Annotated in this window: 2 protein-coding genes; both read left to right on the top strand. The window is 75.4% G+C overall.

Annotation, left to right across the window (positions count from 1 at the left end; all coding sequences use genetic code 11):
• Positions 1 to 42: 42 nt before the first annotated feature.
• Complete coding sequence (locus tag ACZ516_RS06170; protein WP_469008777.1) at positions 43 to 14,925, top strand: SDR family NAD(P)-dependent oxidoreductase; 14,883 nt, start codon at positions 43 to 45, stop codon at positions 14,923 to 14,925.
• Positions 14,922 to 18,455 (top strand): amino acid adenylation domain-containing protein, encoded by a 3,534-nt coding sequence (locus ACZ516_RS06165; protein ID WP_469008776.1) that lies wholly within the window; start codon positions 14,922 to 14,924, stop codon positions 18,453 to 18,455. Before ACZ516_RS06170 ends, ACZ516_RS06165 begins: the two co-directional genes overlap by 4 nt.
• Positions 18,456 to 18,500: the final 45 nt, after the last annotated feature.

The following is an 18,500-nucleotide window of genomic DNA, read 5'->3' as shown; positions in this document are numbered from 1 at the left end:
CGAGCCGAACAGGGCCGAGCAGCAAGGGAAGAGGGAACGACCGTGAGTTCGCACGACGCCACCGAGGTGTCCGGGAACGACATCGCCATCGTCGGCATGGCCGGGCGCTTCCCCGGCGCCGACAGCGTGGGGGAATTCTGGGAGCTGCTGCGCGCGGGCCGCGAGGGCATCACCCGGTTCAGCGACGAGGAACTGGCCGACGCCGGCGTACCCGCCGCGCTGCGCGCCGACCCGGCGTACGTACGGGCCCACGGCGTCCTGCCCGACGTCGACCTCTTCGACACCGGCTTCTTCGAGTTCACCCCGGCGGAGGCCGAGGTCATCGACCCCCAGCAGCGCCTCTTCCTGCAGAGCTGCCACACCGCGCTGGAGGACGCCGGCTACGACCCGCGCCGCTACGACGGGCTGATCAGCGTCTACGGCGGCGCCGCCATCAACACCTACCTCCAGCAGCACGTCCTGCCGAGCATCGACCAGACCGCCACTTCCGACCACTTCAAGGTCATGGTCGGCAACGACAAGGACTTCCTCGCCACCCGCGTCAGCTACAAGCTCGACCTGCGCGGACCGAGCTACAGCGTCCAGACGGCCTGCTCGACCTCGCTCGTGGCCATCCACCTCGCCTGCCAGGGGCTCATCAACGGCGAGTGCGACATGGCGCTGGCGGGTGGCGTGACGGTCAAGCTGCCCCAGACGCGCGGCTACCTGTACGAGGAGGGCGCGATCCTCTCCCCGGACGGCCGGGTCCGCACCTTCGACGCCCAGGCCGGCGGCACCGTCCTCGGCAACGGCGTGGGCATCGTCGTCCTCAAGCTCCTGGAGGACGCGCTCGACGCGGGCGACACGATCCACGCCGTGATCAAGGGCACCGCCACCAACAACGACGGCTCCCTCAAGGTCAGTTACGCCGCCCCCGGCAAGGAGGGCCAGGCGGCCGTCATCGCCGAGGCGCACGCGGTCTCCGGCACGGAACCGGAGAGCATCTCCTACGTCGAGGCGCATGGCACCGCGACGCGGCTCGGCGACCCCGTGGAGGTGTCCGCGCTCACCGACGCGTTCCGCCGCGGCACATCCGACACGGGCTTTTGCGCCATCGGCTCCCTCAAGTCCAACGTCGGCCACCTGGACGCCGCCGCGGGCGTCGCCGGAGTGATCAAGACGGCGCTCATGCTGCGCCACCGCTCCCTGGTGCCCACCCTCAACTATGAACAGCCCAACCCGGCCATCGACTTCGCCGCCACCCCGTTCTACGTCAGCACCGAGACGAAACCCTGGACGGCCGAGGGACCGCTGCGGGCCGGGGTCAGCTCGTTCGGCATCGGCGGGACCAACGCGCACGCGATCCTCCAGGAAGCCCCCCAGCAGGACCCGGGCGACCCCTCCGCGCGCGAGGAGCAGCTCCTGCTGCTCTCCGCCAGGACCCCCACCGCCCTCGACGCCCTCACCGACGCCCTCGCCGACCACTTCGAGGCCGCCCCCGGCACCGACCTCGCCGACGCCGCGTACACCCTCGCGATGGGCCGCCGGGCCCACCGTCACCGCCGCGCCGTGATCTGCGCCGATTCCGCCGAGGCGGTGCGCGCCCTGCGTGCACGCGAGGAGCCCGGCTGCGCGACCGGTCAGGCCGAAGACGCCGCCGAGCAGCGACTGTTCACACCGGACCCGGAGCTTTCGGGCCGCACCCTGCTGGACGCCGTGCGCACCGCCTGGCTCGACGGCGCCGAGGTGGACTGGGAGGAGTTCTACGCGGGTGAGCGGCGCCGCCGTGTCCCGCTGCCCACCTACCCCTTCGAGGGCCGCAGGGTGTGGCTCGAACCGCCGTCGGACAGCGCGGGCGCGGACGCCGTCAAGGGCCCGCATCCGCTCATCGGCGCCAACGTCTCGACCCTGGCCGAGCACCGCTACGCCACCACCCTGACCGGCGACGAGTTCTTCGTCGCCGACCACCGCGTCGACGGCCGGGCCATCATGCCCGCCGTCGGCTACCTGGAGATGGCGCGCGCCGCGGGGGCGCTGTCCCTGCCCACCGGGGCGCGCTCCCTCGCCAGGGTCTCCTTCGAACGGCCGCTGTCCTTCCCGCGCGGACCGCGCACCGTGCACGTCGAGCTGACCCCGCACGGGGACGGAGCACGGTTCGCGATCACCGACCCGGCCGGGACGGCGGCGGGCGAGCCCGAGATCTACGCCCGCGGCGAGCTGTCCGCCACGGCCCCCGCCGACGCCCCGCCCCCGGTGGACCCGGCCGCCCTCACGGCGCGCTGCCCCGACCTGCTCGCCGCGGCCGACCTCTACGGCCTGCTGCGGGCCCGCGGCCTCGACTACGGCCCGGCCATGCGCTCCCTGCGCGAGCTGCGCCGCGGCGACGCCGAGGCACTGGGCGTCCTCGAACTGCCCGCCGACGCCTTCCCGGCGGGGGAGCGGGACACGGACGACTTCGTCCTGCACCCGTCGCTGCTGGACGCCGCGCTGCACGCGGTGGTCGGCCTGCTCGCCGCCCGGGAGGACGAGGGCACCACTTACCTGCCGCTGGCGCTCGGCGGCCTCGACGTGTTCGCGCCGCTGCCCCGGCACTGCCTCGCCCACGTCACGCTGCCCGCCCACGGCGGCGGGGAGAAGCAGACCAAGGCGGACATCGACCTCCTCGACACCGAGGGACGCCTGCTCGCCCGCCTGCGCGACCTGTCCGTACGCACCCTCAGGAACGGCCACGACGAGCCCGGGACCGCCCTCTTCGCCGGCGTCTGGCAGCCGGCGGCATCCGATGCCCCGGCGGCCCCGCCCGCCGGCCCGCGGCTCCTCCTCGCCCACGAGCCCGCCCAGCGCGCCGCGTTGCTCGAAGCGCTCAGGGACGCCGGTGACCCGGACCCCGCGGTGGTCCTCGCCACTCCCGGCGAGGAGTTCACGCGGGTCGACGACGACCACTACACCGTGCACCCGCACAGCGAGGCGGACTTCGCCGCGCTCCTCGACCGGCTCGCCGGAACGGGCCGCACCCCCGCCACGGTGCTGCACACCTGGTGCGCGGCCGAGGTCGGCCACGACCTCGACGGCCCGCGCTCGGTCTTCGCCCTGACCAAGGCGCTCCTCGCCCGCCGTGGCGGCGACCGCACCGCGCTGCTGGTCGCCCATCGCACCGACGCCCACGGCGCGGACCCCGCCGAAGCCGCCCTCGCGGCCTTCGGGCGCACCGTCACGCTGGAGAACCCGCGCCTCACCCACCGCCTGGTCGGCCTGGACGCCGACACGGCGCCGCTTCCCGCGCTCGTCGACGAACTGGCCCGCCTGGACGACGGCGAGAGCGAGACCCGGCACAGCGGCGGTGTCCGGCACGTGCGGCGCCACCGCCGCCTGGCCCGCACCGAACCCCCGGCCGGGACCGCCACCCCGCCGCTCCAGGACGGTGCCTGCCTGATCACCGGCGGCACGGGCAGCCTCGGCCTGGCCCTCGCCGAGCACCTCGCCGCGCGCACCGGGGCCCCGCTCGCCCTGCTCGGCAGGTCCGCGCCCGCCCCGGCGGCCGCCGAGCGCGTCGAGGCCCTGCGCGCGGCCGGACACGACGTCACCTTCCACCGGGTCGACGTCACCGACGAGGCGGCCCTGTGCGCGGCCGTCGAGTCCGTCCGCGCCGAGCACGGGGCGATCCGCGGGGTCGTGCACGCGGCGGGCACGCTGGACGACGCCTATCTGCTGCACAAGAGCTGGGAGGAGTTCACCGAGGTCGTCCGCCCCAAGGCCCTCGGCGCACGGCTCCTGGACCGGCTCACTGCCGAGGACCCGCTGGACTTCTTCGTCTGCTTCTCCTCCATCGCCGCGGCGTTCGGCAACGCGGGCCAGAGCGACTACGCGTACGCCAACGCCCACCTCGACGCCTTCGCCGAGCGCCGCCGGGCCCAGGTGGCCGACGGCAGCCGCTTCGGCCGCACGCTCTCCCTCGGCTGGCCGCTCTGGCTCGCGGGCGGCATGCGCCAGGACGAGGACGCCGTCCGGGCGCTGCGGCACCGTACGGGGCTGTCCCCGATGGCCACGGACGCCGCTCTCGCCGCCTTCGACCAGGCGCTGCGGCACGACGGCGGAGCGCTGCTCGTCGGCCACGGCGACCTGGCCCGCGTCGCGGCGGCGCTCGAACCCGCCCCCGTACGCCGCTCCCGCGCGGCCGGGGGAGCGGGGGAGGCCGAACCGTCCGGCACCGATCTGGCCGCGTGGGCCGCCACCTTCCTCAAGCAACTGCTCGCCGAGCGCACGAAGCTCGACGCGGGGGAGATCGACCCGCGCGTGCCGTTCGACCGCTACGGCATCGACTCGCTGGTCATCACCCAGCTCAACGCCGAACTGGAAAAGCACTTCGACGAGCTGCCGAAGACGCTGTTCTTCGAGTACGCCACGCTGGAGGAGCTGGCGGAGTACTTCGTCGCGGAGTACGCCGGGCGGCTCGGGGAACTGGCGGCAGCGCCCACCGGCCCGGCGGGCACGTCCGCACCGCCCGCGAGCACCTCGGCCGACCGCGCGGAGACCGGGTCGGCGCTCCCCGCCCGGACCACGGAACCGCACCGGCCCGGCCCCGCCGAGGCCGACGACGCCGTGGCCATCATCGGCCTCGCCGGCCGCTACCCCAAGGCCGACGACCTCGACGAGTTCTGGGACAACCTCGCCGAGGGCCGGGACTGCGTCACCGAGATCCCCGCCGACCGCTGGGACCACGGCCGCTACTTCGACCCCGACCCGTCGGCCGCCGGCCGCGCCTTCTCCAAATGGGGCGGCTTCCTGCGCGACGTGGACCGCTTCGACCCGCTGTTCTTCGGCATCTCGCCGCGCGAGGCGGAGCTGATGGACCCCCAGGAACGCCTGTTCCTGCAGAACGCCTGGCACGTGTTCGAGGACGCCGGATACCGCGGGGACGAGCTGACCGGCCGCCCGGTCGGCGTCTTCGTCGGCGTCATGTACGGCGAGTACCAGCTCTACGGCGCGGCCGACGCCGAGCGCGGCGGGATCAGGGTCACCGGTTCGTCGTTCGCCTCCATCGCCAACCGCGTCTCGTACACCCTCGGTCTGAACGGGCCGAGCATCGCGCTCGACACCATGTGCTCGTCCTCGCTGACCGCGATCCACCTGGCCTGCGAGAGCCTGCGCGGCGGGGAGAGCGAGATGGCCGTCGCGGGCGGGGTGAACCTCTCGCTGCACCCCTACAAATACGTCTTCCTCAGCCAGGGCCGCTTCGTCTCCGCCGACGGCAGGTGCCGTGCCTTCGGCGCCGGGGGCACGGGGTACGTGCCGGGCGAGGGCGTCGGCGCGGTGCTCCTGAAGCCGCTGGCCGCGGCCGAGCGCGACGGCGACCACGTCTACGGGGTGATCAGGGGCCACGCCGTCAACCACGGCGGCAAGACCAACGGGTACACCGTGCCGAGCCCGCACGCCCAGGCCGACTCCGTGCGCCGCGCGCTGCGCGGGGCGGGCCTCGAACCCGCCGACATCGGCTACGTCGAGGCCCACGGCACCGGCACGTCCCTGGGCGACCCGATCGAGATCGCCGGGCTCGCCAAGGCCTTCGGGGCGACGAAGGCGGACGGCCGGCGGTGGCCCATCGGCTCGGTGAAGTCCAACATCGGCCACCTCGAATCGGCGGCCGGGATCGCCGGACTCACCAAGGTGCTGCTCCAGTTCAAGCACCGGCGCCTCGCGCCCTCGCTGCACGCCGACGAGCTGAACCCGAACATCGACTTCGGGCGCTCCCCCTTCCTGGTGCAGCGCGAGGCCGCCGACTGGCCCGCGCCGGCCGGTGAGCACGGCCCGGCACCGCGCCGCGCCGGACTCAGCTCGTTCGGCGCGGGCGGCTCCAACGCCCACCTGGTCATCGAGGAGTACCAGCGGGGCCCGGAGCGCCCCGAGCGGCCCGTCGCCGCCCAGCGCTTCCCGCGCACGCTGGTCTTCCCGCTCTCCGCACGGGACCCGGAACGGCTCGCCGTCTACGCGGGCCGCGTCGCCGACTTCGCCGAACGCGAGCACGTACGCGCCGAAGACCTCGCCCACACCCTGCAACACGGCCGGACGACCATGGCCGAACGCCTCGCCGTGGTCGCCGACGACGGCGCGGCCCTCGTCAGGGCGCTTCGCGCCTTCCAGCAGGGCGCACCGTGCCCCGGCCTCGTGACCGGCGCGTCCCCCGGTCCCGAGCAGCCGACCGAACACGACCCTGCCTACAGCGTCGCCGCGCGCTGGACACGCGAGGGGTCGGCCGACTGGAGCGGGATCGCCCCCGCGGGGCCGAAACCCCGCCGCGTCCCCGCGCCGGCCTACCCCTTCGCCCGCGAGCGCCACTGGGTGCCCGCCGCCGACCGGAGCACCGCCGACGCGCCCGCCCGCCTCCACCCGCTGCTCGACGCCAACGAGTCCACCCTCGACGAGATCCGCTTCCGCCGTACCTTCCGGGCCGGCGAACCGCTCGTACGCGACCACGTCATCGAGGGGCGGGCCCTGCTCGCCGGTGCGGTCTGCCTGGAGATGGCCCGCGCGGCGGCCCGTCTCGCCGGTCTCGACGACGCGCTCGGCCTGCGGGACGTGCTCTGGGGCCGGCCAGTGGTGATCGAGGACGGGCAGAGCGTCGACGTGCACGTCGGCCTGACCCGCACGGGCGGCGGACCGGAGCGCACGGACGGCGAACTGGCCTTCACCGTCTGGACGGCACAGGGACAGACAACCGGGCGCACCGTCCACGTGCGCGGCACGGTGTACGCGAACCCCACCGGTCCCGCCGCGGCCCCCACCGACCTCGCCGCCCTTCGCGCGAGCTGCCCCGAGGTCAGGGACCGTGCGGCGGTCCAGGCCGCCTACCGGGGCGCCCGCTTCGCCTACGGGCCGGCCTTCGACGTCATCGAGGAGGCCAGGTTCGGCGACGGCGGCGCCCTCCTCACCCTCACGCTGCCCGAGCAGGACGGCGCCTCACTGCTGCCGCCCGCCCTGCTCGACGGCGCGCTGCGGGCCTGCCACTGGGCGGCTTCGCCGTCGCCGCAGGAGAGCGGGAGCCTCGCGGTCCCCTTCCACCTCGGCGCGCTGGAGATCCGGACACCGCGGCCGCTGCCGCGCAGGTGCCACGCGCACGCCGTGCCCGCCCGGCAGCCCGGAGCCGCCGACCAGGGGCAGTTCGACCTGCGCATTCTCGACGACTCGGGCGCCGAACTGGTCCGCATCGACAACTTCACCGGCCGTCACCTCGCCCAGCAGGAAGCCCCGTTCTTCTACGAGCAGGTCTGGCAGGACCAGGCCCTCGTGGCGGGCGCCGCTCTCCGCGCCGACGCCGTCCTCGTCCTCGGGGACGACGACGAGGTGGCCCGCGGCCTCGCGGGGACAAGCGGCGGGCGGCGCGTCATCGACGTACGCGTGGCGCCGCGGTTCGCGAGGACCGGGCCCGACCGGTACGCCGTCGACCCCGCGCGGCCCGGCGACTTCGAGCGGCTCCTCGCGGACCTGGCACACGACGGCGTCCGCTCGCTCGACGTCGTGCACCTGTGGGGCCTGGGCGCCGAGCCCGTCGCCTACGGGCGCGAGGGGGACTCCGCCGAGGCACAGGCCGCGCTCGACGGGGCCTTCGCGCGCGGACTGCACTCCCTGCGCTCCCTCGCCCTCGCCCTGGACGCCGTCCGCCTCCCCGGCCGGGTGCGCTGCGCCTACGTACTCGCCGACACGGGACAGGGGCAACGCCCCGACCAGGAGGCCGTGGCGGGCTTCGCGCTCTCCCTCGCCGGGGTGCTGCCGCGCTTCGAACTGTTCACCGTGGCCGGCGCCGGCGGGCCGGAGCTGCCGGCCCTGCTGGACGCCGAGCTGGCGCAGGGCGGCCGTCCCACCGGGGCGGAGGTCCGCCACTCGGCGGCGGGCCGCCAGGTCCGCGTCCTGCGCAGGGCCGACACACCGGACCCCGGAGCCGCCGTCCCGCTGAAGCGGGGCGGGACCTACCTCGTCACCGGCGGCACCGGCGGCATCGGACGCGAACTGGCCCGCCACCTCGCGTCCACCTACCGGGCGCGGCTCGTGCTGGTCAGCCGCTCCGCAGACCGGCCCGCGGCCCGCGAAGCCGCGGACGAACTCGTCGCGCTCGGCGCCGAGGTGCTGCTCGCGGCGGCCGACACCGCGGACGCGGCGGGCATGCGGGCCGCGGTGGCGCGGGCCAAGGAGCGCTTCGGGCATCTCGACGGCGTCTTCCACCTCGCGGGCGCCGCCGACCAGTGCTCGCTCCTGGAGGCGGACGCCGCACGCTTCACCGAGCTGCTGTCGGTGAAGGCGCACGGCGTCCGGCTGCTCGACGCGCTCACCGCCGACGAACCGCTCGACCTGTTCGTGGTCTTCTCCTCCATCGCCTCGGTCGTCGGCGACTTCGGCGCCTGCGCCTACGCGGCGGCGAACCGCTTCCTCGACTCCTACGCGGACCTGCGCGACCGCCGGGTCCGCGAGGGCCGCGCGGCGGGCCGCACCCTCTCCCTGGCCTGGCCGCTGTGGCGCATCGGCGGCGTGGACGCCCTGATGGGGGAGGAGGAGCGGGCCGGCTACCGCCACCGCACCGGCATGCGGGAGTTCACCGGTGAGGAAGGGCTGCGCGCCCTCGAACTGGCCTGGCGCACGGGGCGGGCCCGGCTCGTCCCCGCCATCGGTGACCCGGAGGCCGTGGACGCGGCGCTGGCACCACGCGCGGCGGGCCCGACCGCGCCCGCACGCCCGCCGCACACCCCGGCGCCGCTCGCGACGACGCACGGGAACAGCACCGCCGACACCACGCGGCCCGCCGCCCCCGCCGCACCGGCCACCACCCCCACTCCCGCCCTGCTGGACCGCATGCGGGACCACGTGCGCGCCCTGCTCGGCAACGTGCTCGGCCTCTCGGCGGAGCGCATCGACGACCACACCACCCTGGACGCCTACGGTCTCGACTCCGTCCTGGTCATGGAGACCAACCAGCACCTGGACCGGGACTTCCCCGGCGCCCGCGGCACCCTGCTCTTCGAGTACCGCACCGTGCACGACCTCGCCGCCCACCTCCTGGACGAACACCCCGACGCCGCCCGCCGGCTGTTCCCCGAGGAAGCCGCGCTCCCGGTGCCGCCGACCGCCGCAGAGGCACATCCCGTGGCCGCCGCCGAGGCGCGCCCCGCAGCCCCCGCAGCCCCCGCAGCCCCCGCAGCCCCCGCCGCGCCCCCGCGGCAGCCCGCGGGCGACGACGACATCGCCATCATCGGCATCGGCGGCCGCTACCCGGACGCCCGGAACCTCACCGAGTTCTGGGAGAACCTGCGCCGCGGCCACGACGCGGTCACCGAGATACCCCGCGACCGCTGGGACGCCGACGCGCACTTCGCCGCCGACCACGCGGCCCCCGGCACCAGCTACGGCAAGTGGGGCGGCTTCCTGGCGGACGTCGACGCCTTCGACTCGCTGTTCTTCCGCATCCCGCCCTCCCAGGCCAAGCTGATGGACCCCCAGGAGCGCCTGTTCCTGGAGGCCGCCTGGTCGGCGCTGGAGAACGCCGGCTACCCGCCCTCGCGCCTGCCGCGCCCCCGCTTCGGGGGACAGGGCCGCGACGTGGGCGTCTTCGCGGGCGTGATGTGGGGCGACTACGCCCAGCTCGCCGCCGAGGAGGCCGCGCGGGGCCACCACCACACGGTCCTCGCCAACCGCTCGGCCATCGCCAACCAGGTCTCCTACTTCGGTGACTTCCGCGGCCCGAGCGTCGTCGTGGACACCGCCTGCTCGGCCTCGCTCGTCGCCCTCCACCAGGCCTGCGAGAGCGTCCGCAGGGGAGAGTGCCGCTACGCCGTCGCGGGCGGCGTCAACGTCTCCGCGCACCCCTCGAAGTACGCGCACCTGAGCCGGATGCGGATGCTCTCCACCGACGGCCGCTGCCGCTCCTTCGGCGCCGGCGGCGACGGCTACGTGCCGGGCGAGGGCGTCGGCGCGGTGCTGCTCAAGCGGCTCTCGGAGGCCGTCGCCGACGGCGACCACATCCACGCGGTGATCAAGGCGACCGCGGTCAACCACGGCGGCCGCACCGGCGGCTACACCGTGCCCAACCCCCAGGCGCAGCAGGCCCTCATCGAAGAGGCACTGGACCGCGCGGGCATCGACCCGCGCACCATCGGCTACGTCGAGGCGCACGGCACCGGCACCGCGCTCGGCGACCCCATCGAGCACACGGCCCTGCGACAGGCCTTCGCCGACGCCACCCGCCGACCGGGCACCATCGCCCTGGGCTCGGTGAAGTCCAACATCGGGCATCTGGAGGGCGCCGCGGGCATCGCGGGCGTCACCAAGGCCGTGCTCCAGCTCTCCCACGGCCAGCTGGTGCCCTCGCTGCACTCCGAGGAGACCAACCCGATCATCGACTTCGACCGCTCACCGTTCCGTGTGCAGCGCGCCCTCACCGACTGGGCGCGACCCGTCATCGAGACGGACGGGGTCAGGATCGAGCAGCCGCGCAGGGCGAGCGTCAGCTCGTTCGGCGCGGGCGGCACCAACGCGCACGTGATCCTGGAGGAGTACCGCGCCCCCGAGGAGCGGCCCGCCGCCCCGCCGTCCGGTCCCCAACTGCTCGTGCTCTCCGCGCGCAACCCGGAGCGGCTGCGCGCCTACGCCGCCGAGATGGCGGCCCATCTGCGCCGGGAGCGCCCGGCCCTCGCCGACACCGGCCACACCCTGCGCGTCGGCCGCGAGGCGCTGCCCGAACGCCTCGCCTTCCCGGCCTCCGACATCGACGACGCCGCCGACAAGTTCGCCGCCTTCGCCGTCGGGGAGAGCGTCGCCTCCGCGATCACCGGTAACGCCGACCAGCACACGGCGCTGGCCGAGGTGTTCACCGACGGCGCGGGCCCGGACTTCCTGCGCACGCTCGCCGCTGCCGGCGACCACACCCGGCTCGCCCGGCTCTGGGTCTCCGGCGCCTTCGCCGACTGGACGGCACTGGACGAGTTCGCGGCGGGCGGCGGCCGCACGCTCCCGCTGCCAAGCTACCCGTTCGAGCGCCCGCGCCACTGGCTGCCCGTCACCCGCAGGGAACCGACCGAGACCCCCGCGCCGCCCCAGCAGGCGGATCGGCCGACACCGCCCCGAGCAGCGGACACCACCCTGACCCTCGCGCCCACCGACCCGGTCGTACGCGACCACGTGGTCGGCGGCCGTGCGGTGCTGCCCGGCGTCGGCCACCTGGACCTGGTGGCCCACACCCTGGGCGCGGACGCGGCCCGGGTCTTCAGCGACGTGCGCTGGCTCGCCCCGCTCGTGGTGGCCGACACCGGCACCGACGTCACCCTCGCCACGACGGAGTCCGACACCGCCCAGGCACTCGACTACCGCCTGACCGCACCCTCCACCGGCGACGCCCCCGTGTACTCGCTGGGCCAAGTTCTCGCCACCGCCCCCGAACGCCCCGACCCCCTGCCCCTCGACCTGCTCAAGGCGGACTGCCCGCACCCGGTGAGCCACGAGGAGCTGTACGAGGGCCTGCGCCGCCAAGGCCTGCCCTACGGCCCCCACTTCCGCCGCGTCACCCAGGCCTGGACCGGTGAGCGCACCGCCCTCGCCCGACTGCGCCGGCCGCGGGAGCACTCCGGCGCGGCCGGCCGGCCGCTGGACCCCGGCACCCTCGACGCGGCGCTGCACCCCCTGGCCCTGCTGCTCGCCGACGGCGGTGCGCCGGGCCGGCCGCTGCTGCCGTACGCCGCGGACCGGGTGGAGCTGCACGCGGCCCTGCCCGACGAAGGCTGGTCCCACGTCCGCGACCTGGGCGCGCGGCGGTTCGACGTCACCGTCACCGACACGGACGGCCGGGTGTGCGTACGCGTCCTCGGCCTGGCCCTGCGGGAACCGAAGCCGGAGCCGTCCATCGACTACCGGCCCCGCTGGGCGGTCGCGCCGCCCGCCGTCACGGACACGGCCGCGCCCCGGGCGGTGCTGACCGTGGCGGGGGAGGGCTGCGCGGCGTTGGCGGACACCCTGCGCGCCGCCCACCCGGACGCCGAGCACCTGCGGCTGACCGTCGGCGACGGCGGCCTGGACGAGCGCGCCACGGACGCACTCCTGGCCCGCGCCCCGCACCTGGACCTGGTGTACTTCCTGGGCGTCGGCGGACCGCGCGAACCGGTGGACGACAGGGCCGGGCTGCACGCGGAGCAGGAGCGCGGCACCGTCTCGCTGCACCGGCTGGTCCGCGGCCTCGACCGGGCCGGCCTGCTCGACCGGCCCCTGGCCCTGAAGGTCCTCACCGCCGACGGCCTGCCGCTCGGGGACGACGACGCGCTGCGCCCGGCGGCCGCCGGGCTCATCGGCTACTGCGAGGTCGCGGCCAAGGAGTTCCCGCAGCTCACCGCGGCCTGCCTGGACGTGCGCGGCGGTGAACTCGACACGGCGGCGGCCGCGCTGGTCCACGAGCCGGCGCGGGCCAAGGTCCGTGCCGTGTCGCTGCGCGGCGGCGTACGGCGCGTCCGCGCGCTCGAAGCGGTCGAACCGGCCGCCGCCCCGACCCGCTTCCGCGAGCGAGGGGTGTACCTCGTCATCGGCGGCCTCGGAGTGCTCGGGCGCGACACCGCCCGGTATCTGGCCCGCGCACACCGCGCCCGCCTGGTCCTCGTCGGCCGCGCCGCGCCGGACGAGCGGCGCCGCGCCGACCTCGCGGCACTGGAAGAGCTGGGCGCCGAGGTCTCCTACGTACCGTGCGACGCCGGTGACCCGGCGGCCCTGCGCCAGGTGATCGACGAGACCAAGGAGCGCTTCGGCGCGCTCCACGGCGTCATCCACTCCGCGATGGTGCTCGTCGACAAGCCCATCAGGGAGCTGTCCGAAACCGAGCTGCGCACCGCCCTCGACACCAAGGCGGACACCGTGTGGAGCATGTTCCGCGCCCTGCGCGGCGAGCGGCCCGACTTCGTGCTGCTGTACTCCTCCGCGGTCACCCTGGAGGGCAACCACGGCCAGGCCGGATACGCGGCGGGCTGCCACGTCGCCGACGCGTGGGCGCTCGCCGCGGCCCGCACCGCGCCCTACCCCGTGCGCACCGTCAACTGGGGCTACTGGCACGCCGCCGGCGACGCCCACCGGGAGCGCGTCCTCGACCGCTTCGCCGCCGCGGGCATCCGGCCCATCAGCGCGGCGGAGGGCATGGCGGCCGTCGAACGGGCACTGTCGGGCCCGCTGCCGCAGACGCTCGTCGTCAAGGCCGACCCGAAGATCCTCACCGGTCTCGGCGTCGACCCGGACACGGTGCTGAGGGCGCAGCCGCACCGGCCCGCCCCATCCGCCCCCATGACCCCCGGCCGCGCGGTGACCGGCGCGGCCGGCCACGGCGGCGCCGCGGCCACGGACATCGAGACCTTCGCCCGACGGCTCCTCGTCGGCGCCCTGCGGACCATGGGCGTCCTGCGCGATCCCGGCGAGCGGCACACCCGCGACGGGCTCCGCGTCCGCCTCGGCGTCGCCGCCGGGCAGGAACGGCTCCTCGGCCTCCTGATCGACGTCCTGCTGCGCGGCGGCCACCTCCGCGCCGAGGGCGCCGACTTGGTCACCACCGCCGCGCTCGACGATCCGGAGCTGCGCCGCTGCCTCGCCCATCCGAAGGAGGTTGCAGCCGAGCTGACGGCACGTCATCCCGAGACGGAGGCCGTGGCGACCCTGCTGCTGCGGTGCGTCGACGCGCTGCCCGACGTACTGACCGGACGGCGCGGACACATGGAGGTGCTCTTCCCCGGCGGCTCACTCGACCTGGTCGAGGCCGTCTACGCGGGCGACCCCGTCACCGACCGGTGCAACGAGCAGGTCGCCGACACGGTGCTGCGCTACGTACAAGAGCGCCTGCGCGAGCGGCCCGGTGACCGCGTCCGTGTACTCGAAGTCGGCGCGGGCACCGGCGGCACCAGCGCCCGCGTCCTGCGCGCCCTCGGGGAGGCCGGACTCGGCGACCACGTCGCCTACCTCTACACCGACGTGTCCGACGGATTCGTGCGGCACGGCCGCAAACGCTTCGCCGCCGACCACCCCTTCGCCGACTTCAGGGCCCTGGACATCGAACGCGACCCCGGGGAACAGGGAGTCGAGACCGGCGCCCACGACCTGGTGCTCGCCACCAACGTCTTCCACGCCACCGCCGGCATCGACCGCACCCTGGCCCACACCAAGCGGCTCCTGGCCACCAACGGCGTACTGGTGCTCAACGAAGGCGTGGAGCTGCGCGACCAGATGTCCCTGATCTTCGGCCTGGCCACCGGCTGGTGGCTGTTCGAGGACGCGGAGTACCGGCTGCCCGGCTCCCCGCTCCTTTCCACCACGGCCTGGCGCGATGTCCTCGCCCACAACGGCTTCCGCCGCGTCACCGAGGGACCGCGCCCGGACGGCGGCACCCATCAGTGCGTCCTGGTCGCCGAGAGCGACGGCTTCGTGCCCGCGTCCGTACCGGCCGCGCCCGCACCGGCGGCGCCGGCACCCCGGGCCACGGGCGAGGACCCCGCCGCGCGGCCCGCCGACGCCGACGCGGTCGGTGGAGCGGAACGCCGGGTCAAGGAGGTCTTCGCCCGCGTACTCGAAATGCCCGAGAACCTTCTCGACCCCCGGGCCACCTTCGAGAACTACGGCGTCGACTCCCTCGTGGTCCTCAGCCTCACCAAGGAACTGGAGCGCGAGTACGGGCCGCTGCCGTCCACCCTGCTCTTCGAGCACATCACCATCGAACGCCTCGCCCGCCACCTGGCCACCCTCGGAGCCGCGAAGACACCTGCACCGCAACAACCCGCTCCCGAGCCGCGGCCCGAGACCGGTGCGGGGCCACTGCCCGGCGGTACCGAAACCGCGGCCGGGCCCGAACCCGGTATCGAGCAGATCGTCGACAGCCTCTCGGACGCGGAGGTGGACCGCCTGCTGCGCCAGCTGAGCAGCGTCCTCGAGGACCAGGAGGAACAGCGATGACCACACCCTTCAGCGCCGTCCTGATCGGCGAGGAGCCCCTGCTCGCCGAATGCGGCGAGCACCTGCTGACGCGGGGCCACCACGTGGCCGCCGTGGTCGCCGAGGACCCGGGGCTGCGCCGCTGGGCCGCCGGGCACGGGCTGAGCGTCGTCGATCCGGGCCGGGGCCTCGCGCAGCGGCTGCGTCCGCTGCGGTTCGCCTACCTGTTCAGCATCACCAACCTGCGGATGCTGTCCGACGAGGTCCTCGCGCTGCCCGAGCGGATGCCCGTCAACTTCCACGACGCGCCGCTGCCCCGGCACGCCGGCCTGCACGCCACCAGCTGGGCGATCCTGGAAGGCGCCACCGAGCACGGCGTCACCTGGCACGTCATGGAGCGCGAGGCCGACACGGGCGACGTGCTCAAGCAGCGGGCGGTGCCGGTCGGCCCCGAGGACACCGCGTACACCCTCAACCTCGCCTGCTACGAGGCCGCGGCGGCCAGCTTCGGCGAACTCGTGGAGGAACTGGCCGCGGGCACCGAGACCCGCACCCCGCAGGACCTCACCCTGCGCACCTACCACGGACTGCACGACGGCCCGCCCGACGGCGGCCTGTTCTCCTGGCACCGGCCCGCCGCCGACCTCGGCGCCCTGGTGCGCGCCACCGACCTCGGACCGCACCGCAACGCGTTCGGCCTCGCGCTCCTCGCCCTCGGCGAGCGCCTGTTCGCCGTACGGAAGGCGGAGGTCACCGAGCGCCCCTCCACGAGCCCACCCGGCACCGTGGTCGCCGTCGACGGCCCGGCCGTGACCGTCGCCACCACCGACTTCGACGTACGGCTGAGGGACCTGGCCGACCTGGACGGCGACCCGTCGGCCGTGGCGGGACTGCGTCCGGGCGACCGGTTCACGCAAGGGGACGACGCGGCCCGCCGGCAGTGGGCGACCACGGCCCGCGCCGCGCGGCGCCACGAGAGGCACTGGCTGCCCCTCCTCGCCGACCGGGCCCCCCTCGAAGTCCCCTGGCCGGCCGCCCCGGAGCCCGCCGCGCCGTCCGGCGCCCGCGACCTCGCCCGCGCCGCCGTCCCGCCGGACATCCCGGCCGGGGACCCCGACGAGGCCAGGGCCTGGCTGCTCGCCGTACTCCTGCGGTTCCTCGGCCGGATGGCGGGGGAGGACGAGGGCGGCTTCGACGTGGCGCTGCGCCTCACCGCGGACACCACCGGGCCCCTCATGTCCGACGTGCCCTTCCGTGCCCCCGAGGCCGGACAGGGCCGTTCCCTGGCGGCTTTCGCGGAAGAGGTCTCCCGACGGCTCACCGAGCAGGCCGGGCGGAGCGCCCCGCTGCGGGGAACGCACCTGCGCCTGCCCGGCCCCGGCGGACGAGCGGCGCTCGCGGCGAGCGCGCTGCCGGTCACCGTGGACCTGAGCGACGGCCACGGCACCGCGCACCGCCCCGCCGGGCCCGCCCTGACCGTACGGATCGGCGGGCCCGGTGCCGTGCCCCGCGCCGTCGCCTTCCTCCCGGCGGACGAGAGCAGGGCGGCCGCCGCCCACCAACTGGCGGCACGCTTCGAGCGGTTCCTGCGCTCGGCCGCCGAGCGGCCCGACGAGGACGCCGGACTGCTTCCCCTGCTGTCCGGCGACGAGAGCCGCCTGGTGCTCGACACCTGGAACGACACGGCCGCCGACTACCCCGCCGACCGCTGCGTGCACCAGCTGTTCGCCGAGTGGGCGGCCCGGCGGCCGGACCAGCCCGCCGTCCGGTTCGGCGACACGGTCCTCACGTACGGCGACCTCGACCGCCGGGTCAACCGGCTCGCCCGCCGTCTCACCCGCCTCGGCGCGGGACCCGGCACCCTCGTCGGGGTCTTCCTCGACCGCTCGGCCGACCTGATCACCGGGCTGCTCGCGGTGTTGCGGACAGGCTCCGCGTACGTGCCGCTCGACCCGGTCTACCCGCCCGAGCGCATCCGGCACATGCTCGACGACTCCGGCGCCGCCCTGGTGCTCACCGAACCCGCGCTCTCCTCCGCGCTGCCCGCCGACTGCCCGGCACAGCCGGTGGAGATCCACCCCGGCGAGGAGGCGCACGAGGCGCACGAGTCGGACGTCGAGGAGGACTTCCCCGACCGCGCCTGTGCCAAGGACCTCGCCTACGTCATCTACACCTCCGGCTCCACCGGCCTGCCCAAGGGCGTCAGGGTCGGCCACCGCGCGCTGACCAACTTCCTGTGCTCCATGGCCAAGGAGCCGGGGTTCGGCCCGCGGGACTCCCTGCTCGCGGTGACCACCGCCTGCTTCGACATAGCGGGACTCGAGCTGTACCTGCCGCTGGTCACGGGCGGCGAGGTGCGGGTGGCGCCCGCCGAGACGGCCGCCGACGGATTCGCGCTGCGCGCGCTGGTCGAGGCGTACCGGCCGACCGTCATGCAGGCGACGCCCGTCACCTGGCGCATGCTGATCGGCGCGGGCTGGCAGGGCGAGGCCGGGCTGACCGTCCTGTGCGGGGGCGAGGCGCTGCCCGGCGACCTGGCCGCCGAACTGGTGCGGCGGGCGGACCGGGTGTGGAACATGTACGGACCGACCGAGACCACCATCTGGTCCTCCCTCGACCGCGTCGAGGCGGGCTGGCCGGTGACGATCGGCCGGCCGCTGGCCAACACGCGGATGTACGTGCTCGACGAGCGGCTGCGGCCCGTGCCGCCCGGCAGCCCGGGGGAGCTGTACATCGGCGGTGACGGGGTGGCCGACGGCTACCACGGCCGGCCGGACCTCACCGCGGCCAGGTTCCTCGACGACCCCTTCGCACCCGGCCGCGTCTACCGCACGGGCGACCTGGTGCGGCACCTGCCCGACGGCCGCCTGGAGTATCTGCGCCGGGTGGACGGCCAGGTCAAACTGCACGGCTACCGCATCGAGCCCGGCGAGATCGAGACCGTCCTGCGCGACCACCCCGCCATCGCCCAGGCCGCGGTGGTGGTACGCGACGACGAGCCGGGCGGCGACAGGCTCGTCGCCTACACCGTGACCGAGGGGGACGCGCGGGTCCCGGACGCCGCCGAGCTGCGCGCCCACGTACGGGCGCGGCTGCCCGCGTACATGGTCCCGTCGGCCGTCGTCCCGCTGCCCGCGCTGCCGCTGACGCCCAACGGAAAGCTCGACCGCAGGGCCCTGCCCGCCCCGCACGGCGCGGCCGTCCTCGACAGGCCGTCGGCCGAAACCGCGCCGCGTGGCGCGCTGGAGCAGCAGATCTCCGCGATCTGGCAGAGTGCGCTCGGCCTCGCGGAGGTCGGCGCCGACGTCAACTTCTTCGACGCGGGAGGCGACTCGCTGCGGCTGACCCACGTGGTGGCGCGGCTTCGGGCGGAACTGCGCCCCTCGCTCAGCCGGCTCGACATGTTCCGTCACCCGACGATCCGGGCGATGGCCCGCCACCTCGCCGAGGACGGCGCCCCGCCCCGGCCGCCGGAGGGCGGACGGCACAAGGGCGGCCGGGACAGATCGCTGCTCGGAGCGCGCCGTCGCAGGTCCGGCGCCGAACGCTGAGCCCGCCGCAGGCCGCAGGGCCGACACAACCCACCAGGAGGCACC

The organism is Streptomyces sp. NPDC034037 (assembly GCF_055575715.1).
This window is presented reverse-complemented; position numbering and strand designations above follow the sequence as displayed.